The 23727-nt window shown below is 59.6% G+C and carries 21 protein-coding genes; 3 read left to right on the plus strand and 18 right to left on the minus strand.

The features are described from left to right. From KXD86_RS04025 to KXD86_RS04090, 14 genes are all read right to left on the minus strand, one after another. On the minus strand, positions 1-1008 hold the full coding sequence (locus tag KXD86_RS04025; protein ID WP_218634786.1) for a TAXI family TRAP transporter solute-binding subunit: 1008 nt from the start codon (positions 1006-1008) through the stop codon (positions 1-3). A gap of 221 nt (positions 1009-1229) precedes the next feature. Next, positions 1230-2720 carry a sodium/proline symporter PutP gene (gene putP / locus KXD86_RS04030; RefSeq protein WP_376770965.1) on the minus strand — a complete coding sequence of 497 codons (1491 nt, stop codon included), beginning with the start codon at positions 2718-2720 and terminating at the stop codon, positions 1230-1232. Between the two features lie 181 nt (positions 2721-2901). After that, positions 2902-6081, minus strand: coding sequence for a bifunctional proline dehydrogenase/L-glutamate gamma-semialdehyde dehydrogenase PutA (gene putA, locus KXD86_RS04035; RefSeq protein ID WP_218634788.1), 3180 nt, complete (start codon positions 6079-6081; stop codon positions 2902-2904). Positions 6082-6276: 195 nt separating this feature from the next. Continuing rightward, complete coding sequence (locus KXD86_RS04040; RefSeq protein WP_218634789.1) at positions 6277-7056, minus strand: AraC family transcriptional regulator; 780 nt, start codon at positions 7054-7056, stop codon at positions 6277-6279. Between the two features lie 39 nt (positions 7057-7095). Further along, on the minus strand, positions 7096-7731 hold the full coding sequence (gene tmk / locus KXD86_RS04045) for a dTMP kinase (RefSeq protein ID WP_218634790.1): 636 nt from the start codon (positions 7729-7731) through the stop codon (positions 7096-7098). Next, entirely contained in the window at positions 7731-8798 is a 1068-nt protein-coding gene (mltG, locus tag KXD86_RS04050) for an endolytic transglycosylase MltG (protein WP_228739317.1), read from the minus strand. Before mltG ends, tmk begins: the two co-directional genes overlap by 1 nt. A gap of 5 nt (positions 8799-8803) precedes the next feature. Next, entirely contained in the window at positions 8804-9622 is an 819-nt protein-coding gene (locus KXD86_RS04055) for an aminotransferase class IV (RefSeq protein WP_218634791.1), read from the minus strand. 8 nt (positions 9623-9630) lie between these two features. Then, complete coding sequence (gene fabF / locus KXD86_RS04060; RefSeq protein WP_218634792.1) at positions 9631-10878, minus strand: beta-ketoacyl-ACP synthase II; 1248 nt, start codon at positions 10876-10878, stop codon at positions 9631-9633. A 131-nt stretch (positions 10879-11009) separates the two neighbouring features. Continuing rightward, positions 11010-11243 (minus strand): acyl carrier protein, encoded by a 234-nt coding sequence (acpP, locus tag KXD86_RS04065; protein WP_007154069.1) that lies wholly within the window; start codon positions 11241-11243, stop codon positions 11010-11012. A 133-nt stretch (positions 11244-11376) separates the two neighbouring features. Beyond that, on the minus strand, positions 11377-12120 hold the full coding sequence (fabG, locus tag KXD86_RS04070) for a 3-oxoacyl-ACP reductase FabG (protein WP_218634793.1): 744 nt from the start codon (positions 12118-12120) through the stop codon (positions 11377-11379). Positions 12121-12136: 16 nt separating this feature from the next. Continuing rightward, positions 12137-13081 (minus strand): ACP S-malonyltransferase, encoded by a 945-nt coding sequence (gene fabD / locus KXD86_RS04075; RefSeq protein WP_218634794.1) that lies wholly within the window; start codon positions 13079-13081, stop codon positions 12137-12139. 112 nt (positions 13082-13193) lie between these two features. After that, the gene (plsX, locus tag KXD86_RS04080) at positions 13194-14213 is read right to left on the minus strand and encodes a phosphate acyltransferase PlsX (protein WP_218634795.1); all 1020 of its coding nucleotides are present in this window, start codon (positions 14211-14213) and stop codon (positions 13194-13196) included. A gap of 25 nt (positions 14214-14238) precedes the next feature. Next, positions 14239-14418, minus strand: a complete 180-nt coding sequence (gene rpmF, locus KXD86_RS04085) for a 50S ribosomal protein L32 (protein ID WP_008174968.1) — start codon at positions 14416-14418, stop codon at positions 14239-14241. 80 nt (positions 14419-14498) lie between these two features. Next, positions 14499-15053 carry a YceD family protein gene (locus KXD86_RS04090; protein ID WP_218634796.1) on the minus strand — a complete coding sequence of 185 codons (555 nt, stop codon included), beginning with the start codon at positions 15051-15053 and terminating at the stop codon, positions 14499-14501. Positions 15054-15190: 137 nt separating this feature from the next. Here KXD86_RS04090 and KXD86_RS04095 point away from each other — a divergent pair, with 137 nt between their 5' ends. Beyond that, positions 15191-15787 (plus strand): Maf family protein, encoded by a 597-nt coding sequence (locus tag KXD86_RS04095; RefSeq protein ID WP_218634797.1) that lies wholly within the window; start codon positions 15191-15193, stop codon positions 15785-15787. 23 nt (positions 15788-15810) lie between these two features. Here KXD86_RS04095 and KXD86_RS04100 read toward each other — a convergent pair whose 3' ends face one another. From KXD86_RS04100 to rluC, 3 genes are read right to left on the minus strand one after another with little or no spacing between them, the layout of a single operon-like run. Next, positions 15811-16836 (minus strand): S49 family peptidase, encoded by a 1026-nt coding sequence (locus KXD86_RS04100; RefSeq protein ID WP_218634798.1) that lies wholly within the window; start codon positions 16834-16836, stop codon positions 15811-15813. A gap of 37 nt (positions 16837-16873) precedes the next feature. Beyond that, on the minus strand, positions 16874-17521 hold the full coding sequence (locus KXD86_RS04105; RefSeq protein WP_218634799.1) for an HAD family hydrolase: 648 nt from the start codon (positions 17519-17521) through the stop codon (positions 16874-16876). Further along, on the minus strand, positions 17522-18547 hold the full coding sequence (gene rluC, locus KXD86_RS04110; protein ID WP_218634800.1) for a 23S rRNA pseudouridine(955/2504/2580) synthase RluC: 1026 nt from the start codon (positions 18545-18547) through the stop codon (positions 17522-17524). A 593-nt stretch (positions 18548-19140) separates the two neighbouring features. Here rluC and rne point away from each other — a divergent pair. Then, complete coding sequence (rne, locus tag KXD86_RS04115) at positions 19141-22254, plus strand: ribonuclease E (RefSeq protein ID WP_218634801.1); 3114 nt, start codon at positions 19141-19143, stop codon at positions 22252-22254. A 3-nt stretch (positions 22255-22257) separates the two neighbouring features. After that, positions 22258-22800 carry a YecA/YgfB family protein gene (locus tag KXD86_RS04120; protein ID WP_218634802.1) on the plus strand — a complete coding sequence of 181 codons (543 nt, stop codon included), beginning with the start codon at positions 22258-22260 and terminating at the stop codon, positions 22798-22800. Here the strand turns inward: KXD86_RS04120 and KXD86_RS04125 are convergent. Then, the gene (locus KXD86_RS04125; RefSeq protein WP_218634803.1) at positions 22797-23675 is read right to left on the minus strand and encodes a PHP domain-containing protein; all 879 of its coding nucleotides are present in this window, start codon (positions 23673-23675) and stop codon (positions 22797-22799) included. The genes KXD86_RS04120 and KXD86_RS04125 overlap by 4 nt on opposite strands. Positions 23676-23727: the final 52 nt, after the last annotated feature.

Here is a 23727-nt window from a genome sequence, read left to right on the forward strand (position 1 = left end):
TTACTCCGCAATCAGCCGCTCGGGAATTTCCAGCCCCTGCTCACGGTAGAATCGGGCCGCGCCAGGGTGCAGTGGCATGGGCAGGCCGGCAATGGCCTTTTCCAGCGCCATGGCCTTGGTGGCCGGATGGATGTTGTTCAGGAACGGCAGGTTGGCGTAAATCGTCTTGGTGATCTGGTAAACATCTTCCTCGGGTACATCAGCACGGGCCGCCATGATGTTCGGCTGGGCAATCGTATTGATGTCCTTGGCCTGGTTGGGATAGGTGCCGGCCGGGATGGTAAACGGGCTCCAGAGCTCGAAATCACTGTTCACCTGGGCCAACTGCTCGGCGGTGAAGTCCAGCGTGGTAATCTCGTCGCCCAGGTTGGCGTAGGCCCGGGTTACTGCCGAGGCCGGCACACCGGCCGGAATGTTCATGCCATCGATGTTGCCGTTCTGCAAGGCATCGGCGCTGGGACCGTAGCCCAGATAGGCAATATCCACCTGTTCCAGGTCAATCCCAACCTTGCCCAGGATGAAGCGCCCCGACCCTTCGGTACCGGAGTTTCGCGCGCCAATGGAAAAGCTCTCATCGTACACGTTGGTCATATCAGAGATGGTGCCGGTTTCCACCATCGAGTTGCGCACAACGAAGTGTTCGACGTTCTGCCAGAGCATGGAAACCGAACGCAGGTTCTTGTAGGCCTTGGGCACCGGGCCCGTGCCATTCCACGCGTAGGCACCATAAAGACCTTGCAGAATGCCAAACTGGATCTGCCCCTCATCCATCAGCTTCAGATTCTCGCCAGAGCCAGCTGAGCTGATGGCGGAAACGGAAATATTGGTTTGCGGTTCCAGTTTCACCTTCACCAGCGTGGAAATGGCAACGCCCACCGGGTAATAGGTCCCGCCGGTGGTCGCGGTACCCATCACATAGTTGCCTTCGGCATGAACACTGGCTGACAGTGAAACGGCCACGGCAGCGACCGCCCCCATGGCAACCTTGCCGAGAGTTTTGGTATTCATAAGCCTTGATCCTCAATTGGTTATATTTATTTCGGGATGCTTACTGTGAACCTATCACGTTAGCGTCTAGTTGGTAGGGCCGCCAGCAGCACGCCCCCAACTTCGACCTATGTATAAGTCCTCCCCCGGGTACCGGCAAAAAAAAGCCCCCGTCCGGACGGACGGGGGCTTTTGCGTAGCGACCCCGTCACCAGTCGTTCAACTGGCGACGGGTCTGCCAGTTACGGCAGGTTGTGATAACGCTCTTTGATGGCCTTATCGAAGCCAGCAAGGATCTCGGCGTGCGGCTTGTCACCAAACTTGGACACAACCACGATCGCAATGGTGGCAAAGATGAAGCCCGGGATGATCTCGTACAGGTCGAGAAGACCGCCGGACATATTGCCCCAGACTACGACTGTCGCGCCACCCACAATGATACCGGCAATCGCGCCGTTGCGGGTCATTTCACGCCAGAACAGCGACAGGATCAGTGCCGGACCGAAGGCCGCACCAAAGCCTGCCCAGGCGTAGGACACCAGCTCCAGGACCTTACTGTCGGGGTTGAGGCCCAGAATACAGGCAATAATCGCGATGCCGACAACGGCAAGACGACCAACCCAGACCAGCTCCTCCTGGGAGGCTTCCTTACGGAACAGCGCCTTGTAGAAGTCTTCCGCCAGTGCGGAGGACGATACCAGCAGCTGGGAGTCGGCGGTACTCATGATGGCAGCAAGAATGGCAGCCAGCAGGATACCCGCAATAACCGGGTGGAACAGTGCATCAACGAGCAGCATGAAGGCCCGCTCACCGTCATCCAGCGGTGTCTCGAAGTAGCCAATGGCGGCGAAACCGCAAAGCAGCGCACCCAGCAGGCCAAGGCCACTCCAGGTCACAGCAATCCGGCGTGCTGCAGGAACGTCATCCTCGCTCCGAATGGCCTTGAAACGCGCCAGAATGTGCGGCTGACCGAAGTAACCCAGGCCCCAGCCCAGCAGTGACAGAATCGAAAGAACGCCCAGAGCCGCACCGTCGGTGCCCGTAAAGGCATCGAGGAACTCGGGGTTTTTCGCTTCCATCGCGGCAGTCATTGCGCCCCAGCCACCGTCAGCGTTGATTGCCATGATCGGCACCAGCAGCAGCGCTGCAAACATCAGCAGGCCCTGAATAACGTCGGTCCAGGTCACCGCGAGGAAGCCACCGAAGAAGGTGTACGAAACCACCGCAATGGTGCCAACAATCACAGCAACCGTGTAATCGAGACCAAACACCGTTTCAAACAATTTGCCCCCTGCGACCAGGCCAGAACTGGTGTAGAACAGGAAGAACATCAGGATGAAGAAAGCACACACCACGCGCAGGATGCGACTGGTGTCATTGAACCGGTTCTCGAAGTAAGACGGCAGGGTCAATGAGTCACCAGCGGACAGCGAATAGGTACGCAGGCGGCTGGCAACAAACAGCCAGTTCAGCCAGGTACCTGCCAGCAGGCCAACGGCAATCCAGATGGCCTCATAGCCGGCCGCGTAGGCGTAACCGGGCAGACCCAGCAAAAGCCAACCACTCATGTCGGACGCGCCGGCACTGATCGCAGATGGCAGGGGGCCAAGACTCCGGCCGCCCAAGATGTAATCGGAAAGATTAGACGTACGTTTCCAGGCTACATAACCGACGCCAAGCATCAGCAGAATGTAGGCCAGGAACGTAATACTGATCCCAACACTGTTTCCTATCATTTCGGTTTTCTCCCCGTGCGCTATCTGGGTTGTTTATTGTTGGCTTTGGAACGGCTCTCCTTCTGCACCCTGCGGACAGGATGAGAGGGACAACCCTGAGACGGACACCTGTCGCCCGAAAGCATCAGATATCCGAATTCTAGACGACATCCGTGTCGTTGCTATATTTTTGTAATCCCTAAACTTTTTCAATACCGAGTGACAACAGCGAGGCATTGCCCCCGACAGCGGTTGTGTTGATGGTTCTCGTTCGCTCCGTGGCGAACCGCTGCAGGTAATGCGGCCCACCGGCTTTGGGCCCGGTACCGGACAGCCCCCGGCCGCCAAACGGCTGCACACCGACCACCGCACCGATCTGGTCACGGTTGATGTAGCAGTTACCCACCTTGACCCGTTGCTCGATCCATGCGGCCGTGGATTCACTGCGACTGTGAATCCCGAGCGTCAGGCCATAGCCTGCCTCATTGATCTCATCGATCACCGCATCCAACTGGTCGGCTTTGTATCGAATCACGTGCAGAACCGGCCCGAAATGCTCAGACGCAAGGTCGCCCATGCGGGAAATGCCGTAGGCCGAAGGCGCCACAAAATGCCCCGCCGAACACGCCGGCGGCAAGGGCGAGCGGGCGATAAACCGGGCCGTCTGCTCAAGCTCATTCAGGTGTTCCTGCAACGCAGTCCGGGCCTCGGCGTCAATCACCGGACCGATGTCGGTGCTGGTGTGTTCCGGACTGCCAACCGACAGCTCCTGCATGGCACCCGCCAGCATAGACTCCACGTGCTCGGCCACCTCCTCCTGAAGGTACAGCACTCTCAACGCGGAACACCGCTGACCGGCGCTGGCAAAGGCGGAATGCAAAGCATCGCGAACCACCTGCTCCGGAAGGGCGCTGCTATCGACAATCATGGCATTCTGACCGCCGGTTTCGGCAATCAGCGGCACAATGGCACCCTCACGCTGCGCCAGCGTGCGATTGAGCAGGCGTGCCACCTGGGTAGATCCGGTGAAGGCAACTCCGGCAATCCTGGGGTCCGGGGTCAGTTTGCCGCCAAGTCTAGCGCCCTCACCGGGTAACAGTTGAATGACATCCGGTGGGAAGCCGGCCTCGAGCATCAGCTCGACCGCCCGCCCCGCCACCAGGCTTGTTTGCTCAGCCGGTTTGGCAATGACACTGTTACCGGACACCAGGGCGGCCATGATCTGTCCGGTAAAGATAGCCAATGGGAAATTCCAGGGACTGATACACAGGAAGACGCCCCGCCCTTCCATGTAGAGTTCATTACTCTCCCCGGTCGGCCCGGGCATGGCGATGGCATCGCCGAACCGTGCCCGACCCTGAATCGCATAGTAGCGGCAGAAATCCACGGCCTCGCGGATCTCATCAATGCCGTCCTGCAGGGTCTTGCCCGCTTCGCGACAACAGAGGGCGATGAGTTCGTGCCTGTTTTTTTCGAGCAGGTCGGCGTAGGTGTCCAGACACCGGGCCCGCTCGGCGACCGGTCGGGCATTCCAGGCGCCAAAGCCATTCTGGGCGACCCGGAGCGCATCCTCGACATGTCGTTCATTGGCGAACACCACCGATCCGACCGAACGGGACTGATCGTAGGGCGAGTGCACATCGATGCGGTCGCCATCGATGTGGCGAGTTCCGCCAATGATTGGCCCGGCTGTCCAGCTGTGTTGCACCCATCCATCAAGGCCGCTGAGCAGTGGGGTAAGATCCGCCTCAACCTGTATGTTCAGCCCCCGGGAATTGATACGTTCCTGGCCGTAGATGTCCGTGGGTGCCGGAATTCGGTCGTTCGGCAGGGACTCGTATTTCTGCAGTTCCTGGACGGGGTTCTGGACCAGTGACTCAATCGGCGTTGCGGCGTCCACGAGCCGGTGAACAAACGACGAATTCGCGCCGTTTTCCAGCAGCCGCCGGACGAGGTACGGCAGCAGGTCCTTGTGAGCCCCCACAGGCGCGTAGATACGCACGGGAATGTCGTAATCCTTGAGGATGCTGTTGTAGAGCGCATCCCCCATGCCATGCAAACGCTGAAACTCGATCCTGCGATTGCGATTCCGGGCCATCACCAGCACCGAGGCCACGGTGTGGGCATTGTGACTGGCCAACTGGGGATATAGGGCACCCTCGGTGTAATCGCTCAGCAGGTAACGCAGGCAGGCCAGATACGACGTATCGGTTGCTTCCTTGCGGGTGAACACCGGATAACTCGCCAGGCCCAATTGCTGACAGATCTTGATTTCGGTGTCCCAGTAGGCGCCCTTGACCAGCCTGACCGGAATCTCATCGCCCTGATCTTTGGCCAGTCTGGTCAGCCAGCACAGAGTCGGCAGTGCCCGCTTGGAATAGGCCTGCACGACCAGCCCAAAGCGCCCCCACCCTTTGGCAGCGCTGGAGGTGAATACTTTCTCAAAGAGCTTCAGGGAGATTTCCAGCCGGTCCATCTCTTCCGCATCAATCGTGATGGCCACCTGTTTCTCGCGGGCAAAGGTCACGAGATCGCGGACGGTGCGGTAGAGCTCCTTGAGTACCCGCTCCTCCTGGGAATATTCATAACGGGGATGAAGCGCGGACAGCTTGATTGAAATGGATGGCCGGGGGCCGTGGCGGCTCGATTCGGAGTCAGCACCCACCGACGCGATCGCGTTCATGTAGTCTTTCAGGTAACGGTCGGCATCTGAGGCGGTCAGCGCTGCCTCGCCCAGCATATCGAACGAGTAGGTGTAGCCCATGTCGCGATAGCCCCGGGCATTCCTGAGCGCCTCTTCGATATCCCGGCCCAGGACAAACTGTTTGCCCATGATGCTCATGGCCCGGTACATCGCACTGCGAATGACCGGTTCCCCGCTGCGCTTGACGAGCCGTTTCCAGACACTGGATGGCGACCCATCCAGGCGCTTGTCCATTTTCACAACCCGCCCGGTCAGCAACAACCCCCAGGTAGACGCGTTGACCAGTGTCGATTCACTACGCCCAACGTGCTTCTGCCAGTCCGCCACGGACATCTTGTCGTGAATCAACGCATCGGCGGTGTACTTGTCGGGAATGCGCATCAGTGCCTCGGCAAGGCACATCAGCAGGATGCCTTCCTGGGTGTCGAGACTGTACTCCTGCAACAGCGCGTCAATCATATGGACGGCGTCGTCCTGGTCGCGCACGTTGGCAATCAACCCGGTGGCCGTTTCCGTCACCGCACGATCTTCCGCTGCGTCACTCTGCGCCAGGGCAATCAGTTCCTGCAGGTAACCCGCCTCGTCCACAGCATGGTTGGCAACCAGGCTCTGCCAGAAAGCAGATCGAGGCTGCTCCTGGAAGGCCGGTTCTAGAACCTTGCTCGCGTGAAACATGTCGGCACCTGTTTCGGATGTCCGGTTCTGGCCGGCATCCGGTTCGTGATCGCAGCGTCAGCAAGCCGGCGCAACATAGCCCGGAACACTGACAATTTCAGTTACCGTTTAACTTAGTATTACTACGGACCCACGGCTTACAAAATCCTACGATTCTTTTATAAATTCGTCCGAAAAAGCCGATTTTTTCGCAATTTAGGCTACTTTTTCACCAAATCGTAATTTCGTGGGGGTAGTGCCCTTGTGTTTTCTCAAGGCGTTGGTCAACGCACTGTGGGACGAAAACCCCGTGCGATAACTGACTTCCGAGACGGAGAGAGAGGTGGACATGAGGAGCTGGGCCGCCTGGTCCAGCCGGGTCTGAAGGAGAAACTGATGCGGGGTCACGCCGGTGACCTCCCGGAACATTTCGTAGAAACGGCTGACACTGAGACAGGCCACGCCGGCAAGATCCTGAACGGTAATCTTACGATGAAGATTTTCCATGATGTAGCGGCGCACCGTATCCGGGCGAACCGCTTGCCGGTTCGTTGCGACCGTTCGACTCGCGTTCAGCCGCTCGGCCATGCAATGAAGGATGCTTGCAGCCAGGTGACGTTTCATACCGTCGTTCGACGGCGAACGGTCGAATTCGCCGGCGGCGAACTGAACCAGGCCCTGCAACTTGTTGTCCATGCCCAGGGTGCGGGGGCGCTCAAAAAGCGGCGCAAGACGCTCGTAATCGGCATGGGCGGGGGTGTTGATCGCAGGCACGTAAGGGTCGAGGTTAATCACCAATACGTGGTTCTGGTTGTCACCACAGTAGTCGTGACGGGCCTCGGTCGGAACCAGACAGGCTTTCCAGGTGTCCAGGTGGGAACCGGTACCATCGACACTCAATTCCGCTTCGCCCTGAACGCCCACCACGATCTGATGATGCTCATGTCGGTGCTGATGAGAGGCTATGGGCAACTTCAGTAGGCGTGCATCCAGCATAGACGCGAGCGGACCCTAGTGACTGAGAATGTTACTCAATTAAAGCAGATTTGAATGAAACTTGCACACAAGGTCACGCACCCGAGCGCTGACCTCCTCGAGCGAAGCCGCTGCATCGACGATGCTGTAGCGCTCGGGCGCGGCCTCTGCACGCCTCAGGTAGGTGCCGCGGATGCGCTGGAAAAACGACACCGCTTCCTGCTCAAAACGGTCCAGCTCACCTCGCTGCCTGGCGCGTTTCATCCCGATCTCAACCGGAGCATCCAACAGGATGACGTGGTCCGGCCGCACTTCGCCCTGCACCAGTGTCTCCAACTGGGCAATCCAGTCAGCGGACACACCTCGCCCGCCGCCCTGGTATGCAAACGTGGCATCGGTGAACCGGTCGCAAAGCACCCACTGTCCCTTTTCGAGGGCCGGAAGTATGCGCGTGTGCAGGTGCTGGGCACGGGCGGCAAACATGAGCAGCAGTTCGGTCAGATCATTAACCGGCTCATCCCGGGGCGTCAGCAGCAGCTCCCGAATGGCTTCCGCCATCGGCGTACCGCCGGGCTCCCGAGTAAGGATGAAGTCCACACCAAGGGACTTCAGGGTGGCGGCGGCGTTCGCCAGTTGGGTCGACTTTCCGACACCCTCGGCCCCCTCAAACGTAATGAACTGACCGCGCGAGGCCATCACTGCTCTCCACTACCGGTGTCTGCGTCACTCTGAACGGCGGGTGACGACCGATAGTCTTCACGCCGGTTGAGCTGGAATTCACGCACGGCCTTCTGGTGCTCAGACAGGGTCCGGGAGAACTTGTGCGTGCCATCGCCCCGGGCCACAAAATAGAGCGCGTCACCGTCATCCGGGTGCAACGCTGCGTGGATGGCTTCGCGGCCCGGCAGTGCAATGGGCGTGGGCGGAAGGCCGTCAATCCGGTAAGTGTTATAGGGCGTGTGGGTGCGCAGGTCACGGCTACCAATACGGCCTTGGTATTTGTCGCCCATGCCGTAGATCACTGTCGGGTCGGTCTGAAGCCTCATGCCTTTTTGCAGGCGGCGAACGAACACCCCCGCAACCTGCCCGCGCTCATGGGGGGCTCCGGTTTCCCGCTCAACAATGGAGGCCATGATCAGGGCTTCGTAGGGCGAGTCGTAGGGCAACCCCTCTTCTCGTCCGGCCCACTCCTCCTCCAACACCGTGGACATGGTGTTAAAGGCGCGCTTGAGCAGGTCAAGGTCGGATTCGGTGCTGGTGAACAGGTAGGTATCGGGGAAAAAGCGCCCTTCCGGATGCTCACCCTCAGCCCCCACCGCGGCCATGATCTCCTCATCGGCCCAGTCTTTGGTGACCTGCTCGAGTCGCTCTGTCCGCGCCAGGGCGGCCCTCATGTCACTGAAGGTCCAGCCCTCAATGAACTGCACGGACCAGTGCTTGGTGTCACCGGACACCATGGCTGCCACCATATCCTGCGGCGTCATGCCATTGGTGAACTCGTACTCACCCGCCTGGATGCGGGCCTGATCCGGATAGATTCGTCCGTGCAGGCGCAGCCACAGACTCTGGTCAACCAGACCTTCGCGCTCAAGCATCCGGGCTACCTGACTGAAGGCGGTGCCACTGGGCACACTGAATAGAACCGGCTCCTCGAGAGCCACCGGTTTCTCCAGGGTCTGCAGCCCTTGCCACACCCAGAGACCCGTACCGGCTACAACCAGAATGGCCGCACTAACAGACGCTATCAATAACTTCTTGAGCAAAGGAATTATTCCAGTAGTTCGAAAGGATGGAAGATTGTCGCAAGTCCGGTATCGACAGGCAAATCATGGTCGGCAAGGGTACGAACCGGAACCACCCCGAGCACGCTGTTGAGAAGGAACAGACCCTGGCAATCCGGCCCCAGGAGGTCGTCTGTGGTTAGCGGACGTTCCTCTACCTTCTCCCCGCGCTCCCGCAAGCGCTCCAACAACCATTCGCGCAGGATGCCCGATACCGCCAGGGTCGCACTGGCCGGCGTTACCCATCCATCCCGGACCTTGACCAGCAGATTGGTCCTGGTGCCCTCCACCAGATGACCCGCACTGTTTGACATGATGACCTCAAACAGCCCCGAATCCAGCTCCCGTGCCGCCATAACCTGCTCCAGCCGGTTCAGGGACTTGATACCGGCAAACAGGGGATTCACCGTCAGCGGAACCCGGGAAAAGTCTACGATGACGCCGGCGGGATCCGGTTCGGGCGGGAGCGGAGCCGCGGAGACCAGCAAGTTGGGTACCGAGGCGGCATCCGGGCGATAGCCACGTCCACCGGCGCCCCGGGTCAGGGTCAGCTTGAGAACCCAGCCTGCATCGTCGGAAACAAGGGATAACCGGTCCGCAGCCTGGGCACAGACCGTCGTCAGCTCGCCTCGCGATATAGTGATTCCCAGCCGCGCCGCATCGCGAACCATCCGGTTGATGTGCCGCGACAGCAGGACACCCTGCCGTCCTTCCATGCGGATGGTTTCGAACAGACCATCGCCGTAGGCAAGCCCACGGTCATTGGCCGGGAGGCCACCCTCGTTCGCCCAGAACAGGTTGAGCATAGGTGTGCTCAGCCCTCGTAACGGCGGAAGATCAGGGTCCCGTTGGTGCCACCGAAACCGAAGGAGTTGGAGAGTGCCACGCGCACATCAGCCTGGCGGCTGCTGTTGGCGACAAAATCCAGGTCACAGCCTTCGTCGGCATTGTCCAGGTTGATGGTCGGCGGTAACAGCCCGTCGCGGAGGGCCAGCACGGAGAAAATGCCCTCGACCGCACCGGCAGCGCCGAGCAGGTGCCCCGTCATGGATTTGGTGCTGCTCATGGCCAGTTTCCCGGCATGATCGCCAAATACGCTCTTCACAGCAGCCACCTCCGCCACGTCACCCACCAGGGTGGACGTGCCGTGGGCATTGATGTAGTCAATCTCGTCGGGATTGATGCCGGCATCACGAATCGCATTCTGCATGGACCGCGCCGCACCTTCCCCACTCTCTGGCGGCGCGGTTATGTGATGGGCATCGTCGCTCATGCCGAAACCGATGACCTCTCCGTAGATGGTCGCGCCGCGCTTCTGGGCATGCTCCAGCTCTTCCAGAACCACCACACCGGCGCCATCGCTCAATACGAACCCATCGCGGTCGCGGTCCCAGGGACGGCTGGCTTTTTCCGGCTCGTCATTGCGCGTGGACAGGGCGCGGGCCGCAGAAAACGCAGCAATGCCCGTGCGCGTGGTCGCCATTTCGGATCCGCCCGCAAGCATGACATCGGCATCGCCATAGGCAATGGTGCGTGCCGCATAGCCGATGTTGTGAGTGCCCGTGGTGCAGGCCGTAACAATGGCGATGTTGGGACCCCGGTAGCCGAACCGGATAGCCGCGTTCCCGGAGATCATGTTAATGACTGACGCGGGCACGAAGAACGGCGACACCTTGCGGGGGCCGGACTTGTCCATGGTCAGGACATTCTTCTCAATGTATTCCAGGCCACCGATTCCGGAGCCTATGGCAATGCCGGCGCGGTCCCTGTCGAGCTCGGCGTAGTCAGCCAGTCCACTGTCATCGACCGCCTGCTGGGCGGCAATCAGACCGTAATGAATGAAAGCGTCCAGCTTTCGGGCGTCCTTGGTGGACAGCCACGGCTCAAGGTCCAGATCCTTGATGGCCCCGCCAATTCGGGTGTTGTACCCGGTCGTATCAAAACGCTCGATCATGCCGATACCACTGCGACCGTCGCGAACGCCTTCCCAGGAACTTTGTACGTCGTTGCCCAGAGGAGACAACATGCCCATGCCTGTGATGACAACCCGTCGTTTGCTCATAACCCCTTTCACCTGAATCTAGTCTGAGTGCATCCGTTCACCGATTGAACCCGAATGACAGCCAATAAAAAAGCCGTCCTTAGTTTGGTCACAAGGACGGCTTCTTGCCTGGCTTTTATAACTGCAGAGTATCAGGTGTGCGCGACGATGTAGTCAATCGCATCCTGAACACTGGCCAGCTTCTCGGCTTCTTCATCAGGAATCTCGGTTTCGAATTCCTCTTCCAGGGCCATAACCAGCTCAACGGTGTCCAGTGAGTCAGCGCCAAGATCCTCTACAAAAGAAGATGTGTTCTGAACTTCGGACTCTTTAACGCCCAACTGTTCACAAACGATCTTCTTAACGCGCTCTTCAACTGTACTCATAATTTCCTCACTTTGTGTGTCAACCAAGCAACTGTAGTGCTGCCAGTTTAGATTAAACCCTACCTGCAAACAAGCAGGGATTCGGTTAAACATGTTGTGCGACAAGGGGTTGCGCGCACGCAACTCCCGACGCTTATCCCATGTACATTCCGCCGTTGACGTGAATGGTCTCACCAGTCACGTACCCGGCTGCGTCCGACGCCAGGAAAGCGACCACGGCTGCAACTTCTTCCGGCTCACCCAGACGACCCGCAGGTATGATTTCCAGCATAGCCTCACGCTGCTTGTCGTCCAGTTTTTTTGTCATATCCGTGTCGATAAACCCGGGTGCGACGCAGTTTGCGGTGATGCCCCGGTTCGACATTTCCTTGGCCAGGCTGCGCGTAAAGCCTTCGACGCCAGCCTTGGCCGCGCAGTAATTGGCCTGCCCCGGATTGCCCATACCGGCAACCACGGAACTGATGTTGATGATCCGGCCCCACTTCGCCTTGGCCATGCCCCGAAGCACGGCTTTGCTGGTGCGGTAGACGCTCGACAGATTGGTTTCCAGAACCGAGGACCAGTCATCGTCTTTCAGACGCATCAACAGGTTATCCCGGGTAATGCCGGCATTATTGACGAGCACCTGCGGTGCACCGGACTTCTCCGCTATCGCCTTCAGGCCGGCATCGATGCTCTCGGGATCCGCCACGTTCATGACGATACCGTAGCCTTTCAGACCAGCGGATTTGAGATCGTTTGAAATGGATTCTGCACCCTCGGCACTGGTGGCCGTGCCTACCACTTCAGCGCCCTGCTCTGCCAGTGCCCGGGCAATCGCTTTACCAATGCCACGGGTTGCACCGGTCACCAGTGCGGTTTTGCCTTCCAGAGACATGAATAACTCCCTTTCGTTATGACTGACCGAATGCGTCCAGCGCTTTTGCCAGAGAATCCGGGTCTTCGATACCGTGAACCGTCAGCCCGCGATCAATACGCTTGACCAGACCGGCCAGTACCTTGCCGGCGCCACATTCAACAGCCACTTCAACGCCGTTGTTGACCAGCGTCCGCACCGAATCCGTCCAAAGAACCGGCGAATAGAGCTGCTTCAGCAAATTGGCCTTGAGTGTATCGGAATTGGTCTCGGCAGCGGCGTTAACATTTTGTATAACCGGTATGACAGCGTCATTAAATCGCACGTCCTCGAGCGCCTCTGCCAACTCTTCGGCGGCGCCTTTCATCAGCGCGCAGTGGGACGGCACACTGACGGGAAGGGGCATCGCCTTGCGCGCGCCCTTTTCCTTGCATGCCTCGATAGCCCGCTCGACAGCGGCAGCGGAGCCGGCGATAACAACCTGTCCCGGCGCGTTGAAATTGACCGCGGCAACCACGTCACCCTGAGCCGCGCTCTCGCATGCTGCCACCACGTCCTCGTCCTCAAGACCGAGAATCGCCGCCATTTTGCCCTCGCCAGCCGGGACCGCTTCCTGCATCAACTCGCCACGCAGGCGAACCAGCTTGACGGCCTCGACGAAATCCAGGCTCTCAGACGCCACCAGCGCACTGTACTCACCGAGACTGTGGCCCGCCACGAAATCGGGACGACAGCCACCGCCACCGGCAACCAGCCAATGCCGCCACAAAGCAACACTCGCGGTCAACAGCGCAGGCTGAGTCACTGTCGTCTGATTCAGGTCTTCGGCAGGACCTGTCTGGCAGAGCTGCCAGAGATCGTACCCGAGCACGTTGGACGCCTCGGCGAAGGTTCTGTTGATGATGGGCCACGCCTCTGCCGCTGCTGAAAGCATGCCGACAGACTGGGACCCTTGACCGGGAAAAATAAAGGCTGATTTCATAAACAGGATCTTAACGTCATTGAGGGGTTACGGGAGATTAGCCAATAGTACAAGTTAGGCCAATTATCCGCGAATGAATGACAAAAACAGGACCGACTTTAGTCTCAGGCAGTTACAGCATGAGATCGTCGAGGCGCTCGTTGATGCGGCGGGGCACTTCGAGCTCGACCTCCCGCACAGCCTGGCGGATTGCAGCCAACATGGCACGCTCATTGGCGTTGCCGTGACTCTTGATGACAACACCTTGCAGTCCGAGCAGGCTGGCACCGTTATGGCGGGAGGGGTCCATCAAACGCAGAAGCCGGCCGATGATAGGCCGGGCCATCAGGCCGACGATTCGCCCGTACAGCGTGCGGGTAAAGGCCTGTTCCATGAGCTCGATCAGCAGACCGGCGACACCCTCGCCGGTTTTCAGGGCGATGTTGCCCACGAAACCGTCGCAGACCACCACGTCCGCCACGTCCCGAAACAGGTCACTGCCTTCCACGTAACCGATGTAATTGATGGTGTCACACTGGGCAAGCATGTGGGACGCAAGACGCACCTGCTCATTGCCTTTGATTTCTTCCTCGCCAACGTTCAGCAACGCTACGCGTGGCTCAGACTGGCGCGACATGGCCGACGCCATCAGCGACCCCATCAGGGCATACTGATAAAGGTTTTCAGCCGTGGAATCGACATTCGCTCCGAGATCCAGGACATGACACCGACCACGAAGTGATGGGATGAGTTTGGAGATGGCCGGGCGCTCGATTCCCGGATACATGCGGATAATGGATCGACCAAACGCCATCAGAGCGCCGGTATTTCCGGCACTCACACAGCCCTGCGCCTCACCATCCCGGACCAGGCCAAGGGCAATGGCCATGGACGAGTTTTTCTTGTGGCGAAGCGCGTGGGACGGGCGTTCGTTCATCCGGACGACATCCGCCGCCTCAACGATGCGGATACGCGCATGCCCCTCACGCAACAAAGCCTCGAGTTCGCTCCGTATTCCTACCAGAACGATACTCAAGGCTTCGTTTTCGCGCACCGCATCAAGCGCCGCAGAAACCACTATCGCGGCACCGCGGTCACCGCTCATGGCGTCAATCGCAATGGTAACCGGGTTTACCGTTTCTCCATCCGACACTGGGCGGCGCCTTTATGCTGAAAGCTTACTCGTCGCGAGCTTCGATTACCTGCTTGCCGCGGTAGAAACCATCCGGGGAGACGTGGTGGCGACGATGAACTTCGCCGGTGGTCGCGTCGGTGGACAGAGCGGCAGCGCTCAGGGCGTCGTGGGAACGACGCATGCCACGCTTGGAACGGGTCTTACGGTTTTGCTGTACAGCCATGATTATGCTCCTGACCTGTTAACGTAAATAGAACGTGTGTTCGTTGTATGGCGCCGGCTCCCGATAGAGCCCGCACCTGCTTAATGTTTCGTTTTCTTGAGATCCGCCAGCACGCTGAAGGGATTCTCTTTTCGCGGCCCCTCCGGCTGCGCGGGCGACCCATCAGGCTCATAAGCCTCAAGATCTTCCCGGGCCGGACACTCGTTCCGGTCGTGCAGCGGGAATGCCGGCAGTACCAGCAACAGCTCGTCCTCCACCATCGACCAGAGATCCGCGCTGAACTCATCGGTCAGAAACGGCTCCAGATCTTTCGGCAACTGCTGAGCCTGCTCATCGCTGGTCACCAGCCCCAGCGTGAACCGGGATTCCAGCGTTGTCTGCATGGCGTTCATGCAACGCTGGCACTCCAGACTAACCGGAGCTTCGAGCTCACCCGAGACAATCCGCCGGCGCTCGGCATCCATGTAAAAGGATAGCCTGACACTGCACACGGCACCTTCATCAACACCCAGAACCGCTTCCCGGAAACGAGACAACCCACTGAGGGGGATCTCTCCCTCCAGCGTGCTGTTGTGTTCCGCCAATCGGTACGGATCGACAGACTTGGGCAACTCGGCGTGCGGAGCTTTTGACATAGGCGCGCAATTTTAGGGGCGCGGCCCGCCGGTGTCAAAGACTTCGTTGTCTTTTAGCCGGGGTTTGGGCGTAGGTAGGTGTATTTTACGATAAGCTGGACCCTGCAACAGTCACGCAACCGAAAAGGAATTTCCCGATGAACTTCCCTCCCCTGCTACTGGCCTCGTCATCGCCCTACCGCCGCGAACTCATGAAAAGGCTTGGCCTGAGATTTGAGACTGCAAGCCCCGACATTGACGAAACCCCGGAACCGGGTGAAACCGCAGACCAACTCGCCACCCGGCTGTCAGAGGCCAAGGCCCGTGCCCTGGCGGCAACCTACCCGGGGTACTGGATTATCGGCTCCGACCAGGTCGCCTGCCTACCAAACGGCACCCTACTCCATAAACCGGGGAATCACGAGGCGGCGATTCGCCAGCTGAGCCAGAGCAGCGGCCACGAGGTGCTGTTCATGACCGGCCTGACCCTACTGGACGCCGACTCCGGACACCTGCAGAACCACTGTGAACCGTTCACCGTGCACTTCAGGGACCTGGCATTCGCGGAAATTGACGCCTACCTTCGCCGAGAGCAACCCTACGATTGCGCCGGCAGCTTCCGCATGGAAGGCCTCGGCGTCACCCTGTTCAGCCGCATGGAAGGGCGCGACCCGAACAGCCTGATTGGCCTTCCCCTGATCGCACTGAACGACATGCTGCGACATTGGGGGAGAAACCCGTTACTGGAAATCTGAGCCGCTTTCCAGAAAAAACCGCTTCAACGGAGCTCCAGACGGGACTCAAGTAAGTGCCCGGCAAACCCCTCGCCAAACGCAACACCGAGCTGATCGACGAGATCCTGCAAGGGCGACTTGCGGCGACTGTAGTCCACCAGGTCTTCGTGGCCGACAAGCTGGCGGGCCACCCAGGAGGCGCTACCCAGGCCATCTACCAGACCCAGCTCCACCGCCTGCTCACCGCTCCAGACCAGGCCGCTGAACAAGCGATCGTCATCCGCAAGGCGATCACCACGCCCCGCCTTGACCGCCTCAATGAACTGCTTGTGGGTATTTTCCAGAACCCCCTGCCAGAAAGCCACTTCCTCATCCTGCTCCGGTGAGAATGGGTCCAGGAACGCCTTGTTCTCACCGGCGGTGTAGAGCCGGCGATCCACGCCCACTTTCTCCATAACTCCCGTGAAACCAAACCCGCCAGCTACGACACCGATGGAACCGACCAGGCTGGCGCGGTTGGCATAGATCTCATCAGCCGCAGACGCAATGTAGTAGGCGCCGGACGCCCCGATGTCCGAAATGACCGCATACACCTTCTTGTCGGGGTATTCCTCCCTCAGGCGCTTGATCTCATCATAGACATAACCCGACTGCACCGGACTTCCGCCGGGACTGTTGATGCGCAGAACCACAGCCGCGGCATTCTTTTCTTCAAACGCGGCGCGCAGCGCGCCCACAATGTTGTCAGCGCTGGCCAGCTCGTCGGACGCAATGGGTCCATTCACTTCGACCAACGCCGTATGTTTGCCCGTCGCCGCATCGATGGTGTCCCCGAGGGGCAACTGGAACATGACCAACAAGGCAATCAGGTAACCAAAAGTCAGGAACTTGAAGAAGATACCCCAGCGCCGGCTACGACGCTGCTCGGCCTGGAGCGACATCACCAGCTTTTCAATCAACTTCCAGTCCCGGCCGCTTTCCGGCGGCAGATTCGGCCCCTTTCGGCCGGCCTGCGGCGCAACGGGCTCGTCACCCCACTCGGGTGTTTTATCGGAATCCCAGTCAGTCATGCACACATCCTGTCAGCAGCATTATTTTGGTTAAGCGTCAGAGACCCAGCACCCGGCGCAGGTCGGCCACGTTGTCGACGATGGCGTGCGGCGAATAGTCCTCGAGGACGTCACGCTTGTGCACCCCCCATTCAACCCCGATCGACGGCATGCCCAGTCGTTGCGCCATATCAAGATCATACCGGGTGTCGCCGATCATGACGGCGTCCGCCGGTTCGATGCCGTAAAATCGGACAATCTCCTCGAGCATGGTGGGGTCGGGCTTGGATCGGGTTTCATCCGCACACCGGGTAATATCAAAATGCGCTCCCAGACCGCTGGACGCCAGGGCCATATCAAGGCCGCGCCGGCTTTTGCCCGTGGCGACCGAACAGCCACGACCCGAGCCTCGAAGATCGGCGACAACGTCCGCCATACCGTCAAAAACATTCTGGGGCGTCGTCACCTTGCTGAAGAAATATCGGCCATACCCTTCCCGAATGGCGTTCATTTCCTCGCGACTGATTCCCGGATAGAGCTTTTCTAACGCCTCCACCATTCCAAGCCCGATAATATCCCGGTAGGCCTCCCTCTCGAGCTGAGGATACCCCAGATCGGTAGCGGCCTGATGCAGACTGTCAGCAATGTGTTCGACGGAATCCACGAGAGTCCCGTCCCAATCAAAAATAACGACTTTGACCTTCATTTATCGATTCCTGTTACGCGCTTCGAGCTTTTTGAGCACGTCGTTGAATGCATCGTCGTAGGGCGCTTCCAGGCGCATCGCCTCTCCGCTTACTGGCAGGGCAAACTCGAGCGCGCGGGCGTGAAGCATGAGCCGCTGCCCGCCGATCGTACGGAACGCTTTCAGGCTCACATCATCCATATACTTGTCGTCACCGGCAATCGGATGACCCGCCCAGGCACAGTGAACCCGGATCTGATGGGTCCGACCCGTAATCGGCGACGCTTCCACCAGGCTGTAACCCTCATAACGCTCAAGGCACCGGTAGACCGTGAGGGAAGACTTGCCCGCCTCATCCACTTTTACCCGGCGCTCACCATTCGGCATCTCATAGCGCAGAAGCGGCACATCCACACGACCGACCGAATCCGACCAATGGCCGGCGACCAGCGCATGATAATGCTTCCGGATCCGCTTCTGGCGCAGCTCATCCTGAAGGAACCGAAGTGCGGACCGCTTCTTGGCCACCATAACGAGACCTGACGTATCGCGATCGAGCCGATGCACCAGCTCAAGGAAACGTGCCTCCGGCCGAGCCGACCGCAACACCTCAATCAGACCAAAACTGAGACCACTGCCTCCATGCACTGCAATGCCCGACGGCTTGTTAACCACCAGCATCTGATCATTCTCGAAAACAACCGCGGCCTCCATAACCCCTTGCACCCGACTACCCGGCTCAGCTTGTGCCGGCTTTTCTTTACGGGTAACGGGCGGAATGCGGACCTGGTCCCCCGATTTGAGCCGGGTATCCGGCTTGACGCGACCCTTGTTAACGCGCACCTCACCCTTACGAACTACCCGATAAATGATGCTTTTGGGGACTCCGCGCAGCTGCGCCAGTAGAAAGTTGTCGACCCGCTGCCCTTCGTTGTCCTCGTCGACCGTGACCCACTGGACCCCCTGACGGACTTCTTTCCGCCCTGCAGACTGCGCTTCGGGCCTCTCGTTCCGGGCGGATTTTCTGGTCGCGGGCTTGCGGGACATGGAATTCCTTATTGGACGTGTGTACGGGATTGAACGACCACCCGAATACTGTTATATTCCGGCGTGCTCTGCCGTTTGTCTACGGCCTGACGAACTCCAGTCAGAAGCCGGAGCGGCAGAAGTATACCGACACTATTCGAGAGTTTGAACGCCGCATACCCAATCATTATCGGGATCGGCGGAGGAAATGCTCCCGGAGCTACAGGGCAGACCGATGACGGCTGTGAACCTGCCTTCGGGAGAAGTGGAAAACCGTGCGGAAAACCGACGGGCAACATCACGAAGAATCATTGCCACGCAGGGCCGGGCCGTCCAGCTTACGAATACGACGTGAGACCCAGGCACCTGAGTGAACCTGAAAACGGATAACATGCGTCAACAGACACGAACTTCACACGACCTCTCGCTGCCTACCGGCAGTCGGACAGTCGGTGGTCTCAGACCAAGAGAATCGCACCCCATAAGGGTCTGATTCGTCTGGCCGCCGGCCTGCTCTTGCTGTAGAAGAGCCCCGCGGCACGCACATCCCGCTTCGCTGATGCGATCCCCTCCGGTTTTCTGTCAAAATCAAACGACAGGAACCCTTTCTTTCCATGAAAAGAATGCTCATCAATGCAACTCATCCCGAAGAGTTGCGCGTAGCTCTGGTCGACGGCCAGCGTCTGTTCGACCTCGACATCGAATCCAGCTCCCGCGAGCAGAAAAAAGCCAACATTTACAAAGGCCGCATTACGCGCGTCGAGCCCAGCCTTGAAGCTGCCTTTGTTGACTTTGGCGCCGAGCGCCACGGCTTTCTGCCTCTGAAGGAGATCTCCAAGGAGTACTTCAAGAAATCCCCCGGCCAGATCGAGGGCAAGATCAACATCAAGGATGTGGTATCCGAAGGCCAGGAAGTCATTGTCCAGGTTGACAAGGAAGAACGCGGCAACAAGGGCGCGGCCCTGACCACGTTCATTTCCCTGGCCGGACGCTACCTGGTACTGATGCCCAACAACCCCCGCGCCGGAGGCATTTCACGGCGTATCGAGGGTGATGAGCGCGCCCAACTTAAAGAGGCCATGAACGACGTCCAGGTACCCAAATCCATGGGCATCATCGTGCGCACGGCCGGTATCGGGCGAACCACGGAAGAACTCCAGTGGGACCTCGATTACCTGGTTCAGTTCTGGGAAGCCATTACCCAGGCGGCCGGCGAGCGCAAAGCGCCGTTCCTGATCCACCAGGAAAGCAACGTCATCATTCGCGCGGTACGTGATTACCTCCGCCAGGACATCGGCGAAGTGCTGATCGACGCCAACGGGGTGTATGAAGATGTCCTCAACTTCGTTCGCGCCGTCATGCCGACCTTCGAAAACAAGATCAAACTGTACAAGGACGAGATCCCTCTGTTCAGTCGCTATCAGATCGAAGGCCAGATCGAGACCGCCTTCCAGCGGGAAGTAAAGCTTCCCTCTGGCGGCTCCATTGTCATCGACCCTACCGAGGCCCTGGTCTCGATCGACATCAACTCCTCCCGTGCCACCAAAGGGCACGATATCGAGGAAACAGCGCTCCAGACCAACCTGGAGGCCGCTGAAGAGATCGCTCGCCAGTTGCGCCTGCGCGATATGGGCGGCCTGATCGTCATCGACTTCATCGACATGACCCCGGCCAAACACCAGCGGGAAGTCGAGCAGAAGATGCGTGAAGCTCTGGAAATTGACCGGGCCCGCGTTCAGGTTGGCAAGATTTCCCGCTTCGGCCTGCTGGAAATGTCGCGGCAGCGTCTGCGCCCGTCACTCGGCGAGACCCGAAGTGAAGTCTGCCCCCGTTGCGAGGGTCAGGGCACCATCCGTGGCATCGAGTCTCTGGCACTGAGCATCATGCGCCTGATCTACGAGGAATCCTCGAAGGAGAAAACGGGCGAAGTCCGGGCGGTGGTTCCGGTGTCCGTGGCCACCTTCCTGCTGAACGAAAAGCGCAAGCAGTTGGCCGACATCGAAGCCCGCCAGGAAGTCAGCGTGGTCGTCGTGCCGGTTCCTCACATGGAGACACCTCACTTCGAAATTCTGCGCCTGCGCGAGGATGAAACCACGCCTGAGCATATTTCCAGCCACCAGGTGGCCCAGGAATACAGCGAGCGTGAAGAAGAGGTGTTTGAAGCTCCGGCACCCGAGCGTCCGGTACGCGAACAGGCCGCGGTCAAGGCAATCCGACCGAGCGCCCCTGCCCCCAAGCCGGCCGCCAAGCCCGTCGAATCTCAGGATCAGGAAGAAGGACTTTTCCGGCGCCTGGGTCGCAAAATCGCTGGTTTCTTTGGCGGTGAGGACGAACAACCGTCTGAGACCCGCGACAAGAACCGCGCCGTGCGCGAGGATCGCCGGAACCAGGGTCGCCAGGACCGCCGCAAATCCCGGGTTGCCCGCGACGACCAGCGCTCAGCTGGCAATCGCACCGGAAGCGACCGTCGCCAGGGCGGACAGCCGAGCCGTGGAGATGACAGTCGCGGCCGCGGACGCAACCGTAGCGACGATCAGAACCGCCCCAACCAGAATCGACCGGCCGCCGACAAGTCCGGCGACAGCAAAGGCGGTGAGGGTCGCAAGGACGGCCAAGGCAGAGGCCGCGGCCAGGGGCGCAACAAACCCCAGCGCGAACAGAAAGAAGCTCGCGAGCAGAAGGATCAGCAGCAGGGTCCCGCGAAGAAGCCAGCCAACGCCGAAAAGAGCGCCGGAGGCGAGAAGCGTGGCAAGCCCCGTCGCCAACGTGGCCGTGATGGCTCTCCAACGGAAGCGCCTGCTTCTACGCCGGCAGAACGTAAAGCCGAACGTAGCGAGAGGCATCAGAAGGACACCCAGCCTGAGCAGCCGCTGGAATCCGCTGGCAAGCCGGACGTGAAGCAAGCCGGGGAGCGCCCGAACGATCGCGCCAAGGCGACGACGCCGGAAAAAGCCGATCAGCCGAAGCAGACCAAAACCGAGCCTCAGGCAACCACGGCCCAGGCTGAGAAACCCGCAGACGCCAAGGCCAAGAAACCGGCAGAGGCCAAACCGGAGACACCGGCAGAAACCAGGACGGAGAAACCGGCTGAGCCAAAAGCGGCTGACAAGCCTGAGGCAGAGACCGAGGCGACCAAGGCTGGCGAAACCGCGGCCAAAGAGGTGCCAACCGGTAAGTCTGAATCGGCAACAGCCGAGGCCGGCAGCACTGCCCGTGCTGACCGAAAGCCGAAGTCGGCCGATAAGGCAGAGGACCAGACGGACGCCAACAAGAGCAAGGCTGCGGAAACTGATCAGCCGTCGGCAAAACCCGCGGAAGCCGCTGCCCCCAAAGCCGGCAAGCCGGACGCCGAATCCGCCGCCACGACCGGGCAAGCCGCGCCTGCCAAAACCGAATCAAAGGCTGAAACATCGCCTTCGGAAAAGCAGGCTGTCGCTGAACCGTCGACTCCGGCCAAGCCGGCACCCGAGGCCAAGCCAAAGGCCGGCACCGAGTCTCCGGACACCAAAGCGCCTGAACCCAAACCCACGATCACGCCGCAATCCGAGTCAAAACAGGAAGGCGAGAAAGTGGGCAAAGCAGAAACTGCCGATGCCGGCGAGACCAAGTCACAGGAACCATCTGCCATTGATGTTCCGGTGACCCCGGGTCGTGCCTACAATGACCCAAGAGAAGTCCGCAAGCGCCAACGCGCCGCGGAAGAGGCCAAGAAGGCCGGGAGTAATTAACGAATGCTATCCAATTCCGACATCGAAGCGCTGGAAGACATCCTGTTTGCCGAACCCTGGGGAGACGAAGCCCTGGACTTCTTCGGTCTGCATGGAGTTGTCTGTGCCAGTGTCGTCGGGCCGGCAGAGCTGAGCGCGGAAGACATCTTCCGCCTCGCCACGGGCACCCAGGCGGTGCCCGGCGGGGAGGTTCCAGAGACCTTCGCCCGCTGCGTCCACAAGCTCTCCGAGGACATGGCTCATGCCCTGGACATGGGGCAGGCACTCGAGCTCCCGGAACCGGAAGATGGCGACCCCATGAATGCGCTGGAAAACTGGTGCGCCGGGTTCGTGGACACATTCCTGGAGCATGAGGACGAATGGCTGGAAGCCGCCAGTGAGGAAGAGACGGCCGACCTGCTCGTGCCTATGCTCACGCTCTCCGGACTGTTTGACGACGAGGACTTCCAGAAGGTCCGCAACAGCGACAAACTGTCACGCCAGATGGCCGATGCCATTCCGGATTCTCTTACCGACCTTTACCTGCTGTTCCACGCGCCGGATTAGACCGGCGCGGGCGACTCCACAGGCGTTGTGAAATGATGCCAGACCGGCTCAAGCCCGTCTGGCATTTTCATGATTTTTCCGAGCTCGCACCAGGGCGCCCCCGGGAAATGAAAATCGCTACCCTGGGACGCCAGTAGGCCCTCCCGGCGACACAGTTCCGCCAGGAAACCCAGATCTCCGCTGGACTGACCGGACGTCGAGACTTCTATCGCGCGGCCGCCAGCACGTCGAAAATCGGCCGTCAGTTCCCTCAGTTTCGTGGCCGTCAACTGATACTTTCGCGGGTGCGCCAATACGGCAATGCCGCCAGCCTCGTTGATCCAGCCCACGACTTCCTCCAATTCCGGCCAGAAGGCTTTGACATCACCGGGCTTGCCATTCCCAAGGTGGCGCTTGAAGGCCTGAGCCGTGTTACTGACCACGCCGGCCTGAACCAGCACCTGCGCGAAATGGGGGCGACCGGGCACATCGCCGCCGGAAACGGCCGTGGCACGGTCAAACAAATCGGGAACTTTGAGCTTGCTCAACCGGTCCGCAATCGAACGCGCCCTCGCCCACCGATTGTCATTCTGACGCTCCAAAGCCGCCAGAAACGACTCATCGTCCGGATTGAAGTCCAAACCAACAATGTGAATGGTACGGCTCTTCCACAGGCAGGAGAGCTCAACGCCCGGAATCATGACCAGGCCCCGCTCACGGGCAGCAGTGCGCGCTTCTGACAGACCTGCGATCGTGTCATGGTCGGTCAGTGAGAGATGGGTTACCCCACGCTCCACGGCTCGGTTCACCAGTGCGGCAGGCTCCAGGGCCCCGTCAGAGGCGGTACTGTGGCAATGCAGATCAATGCACAGAGTGGAGGCTTGCGGTATAGTCACAGAAAATCCCGAATCAGTTGGCTGGTCGTCTTACCCGTTTGTTCACCAGTGT

The sequence above is a fragment of the Marinobacter arenosus genome (assembly GCF_019264345.1).
GTDB lineage: Bacteria > Pseudomonadota > Gammaproteobacteria > Pseudomonadales > Oleiphilaceae > Marinobacter > Marinobacter arenosus.

Excerpts from the sequence above, each read along its gene's own strand:
- KXD86_RS04100 (WP_218634798.1), bottom strand. The coding sequence starts at position 16,836 with ATGACTGACTGGGATTCCGATAAAACACCCGAGTGGGGTGACGAGCCC.
- rluC (WP_218634800.1), bottom strand. The coding sequence starts at position 18,547 with ATGTCCCGCAAGCCCGCGACCAGAAAATCCGCCCGGAACGAGAGGCCC.
- fabG (WP_218634793.1), bottom strand. The coding sequence starts at position 12,120 with ATGTCTCTGGAAGGCAAAACCGCACTGGTGACCGGTGCAACCCGTGGC.
- rne (WP_218634801.1), top strand. The coding sequence starts at position 19,141 with ATGAAAAGAATGCTCATCAATGCAACTCATCCCGAAGAGTTGCGCGTA.
- tmk (WP_218634790.1), bottom strand. The coding sequence starts at position 7,731 with ATGGCCTCGCGCGGTCAGTTCATTACGTTTGAGGGGGCCGAGGGTGTC.
- KXD86_RS04040 (WP_218634789.1), bottom strand. The coding sequence starts at position 7,056 with ATGCTGGATGCACGCCTACTGAAGTTGCCCATAGCCTCTCATCAGCAC.
- KXD86_RS04120 (WP_218634802.1), top strand. The coding sequence starts at position 22,258 with ATGCTATCCAATTCCGACATCGAAGCGCTGGAAGACATCCTGTTTGCC.
- KXD86_RS04105 (WP_218634799.1), bottom strand. The coding sequence starts at position 17,521 with ATGAAGGTCAAAGTCGTTATTTTTGATTGGGACGGGACTCTCGTGGAT.
- putA (WP_218634788.1), bottom strand. The coding sequence starts at position 6,081 with ATGTTTCACGCGAGCAAGGTTCTAGAACCGGCCTTCCAGGAGCAGCCT.
- KXD86_RS04055 (WP_218634791.1), bottom strand. The coding sequence starts at position 9,622 with ATGCTCAACCTGTTCTGGGCGAACGAGGGTGGCCTCCCGGCCAATGAC.
- KXD86_RS04095 (WP_218634797.1), top strand. The coding sequence starts at position 15,191 with ATGAACTTCCCTCCCCTGCTACTGGCCTCGTCATCGCCCTACCGCCGC.
- rpmF (WP_008174968.1), bottom strand. The coding sequence starts at position 14,418 with ATGGCTGTACAGCAAAACCGTAAGACCCGTTCCAAGCGTGGCATGCGT.
- acpP (WP_007154069.1), bottom strand. The coding sequence starts at position 11,243 with ATGAGTACAGTTGAAGAGCGCGTTAAGAAGATCGTTTGTGAACAGTTG.
- fabD (WP_218634794.1), bottom strand. The coding sequence starts at position 13,081 with ATGAAATCAGCCTTTATTTTTCCCGGTCAAGGGTCCCAGTCTGTCGGC.
- KXD86_RS04090 (WP_218634796.1), bottom strand. The coding sequence starts at position 15,053 with ATGTCAAAAGCTCCGCACGCCGAGTTGCCCAAGTCTGTCGATCCGTAC.
- fabF (WP_218634792.1), bottom strand. The coding sequence starts at position 10,878 with ATGAGCAAACGACGGGTTGTCATCACAGGCATGGGCATGTTGTCTCCT.
- KXD86_RS04025 (WP_218634786.1), bottom strand. The coding sequence starts at position 1,008 with ATGAATACCAAAACTCTCGGCAAGGTTGCCATGGGGGCGGTCGCTGCC.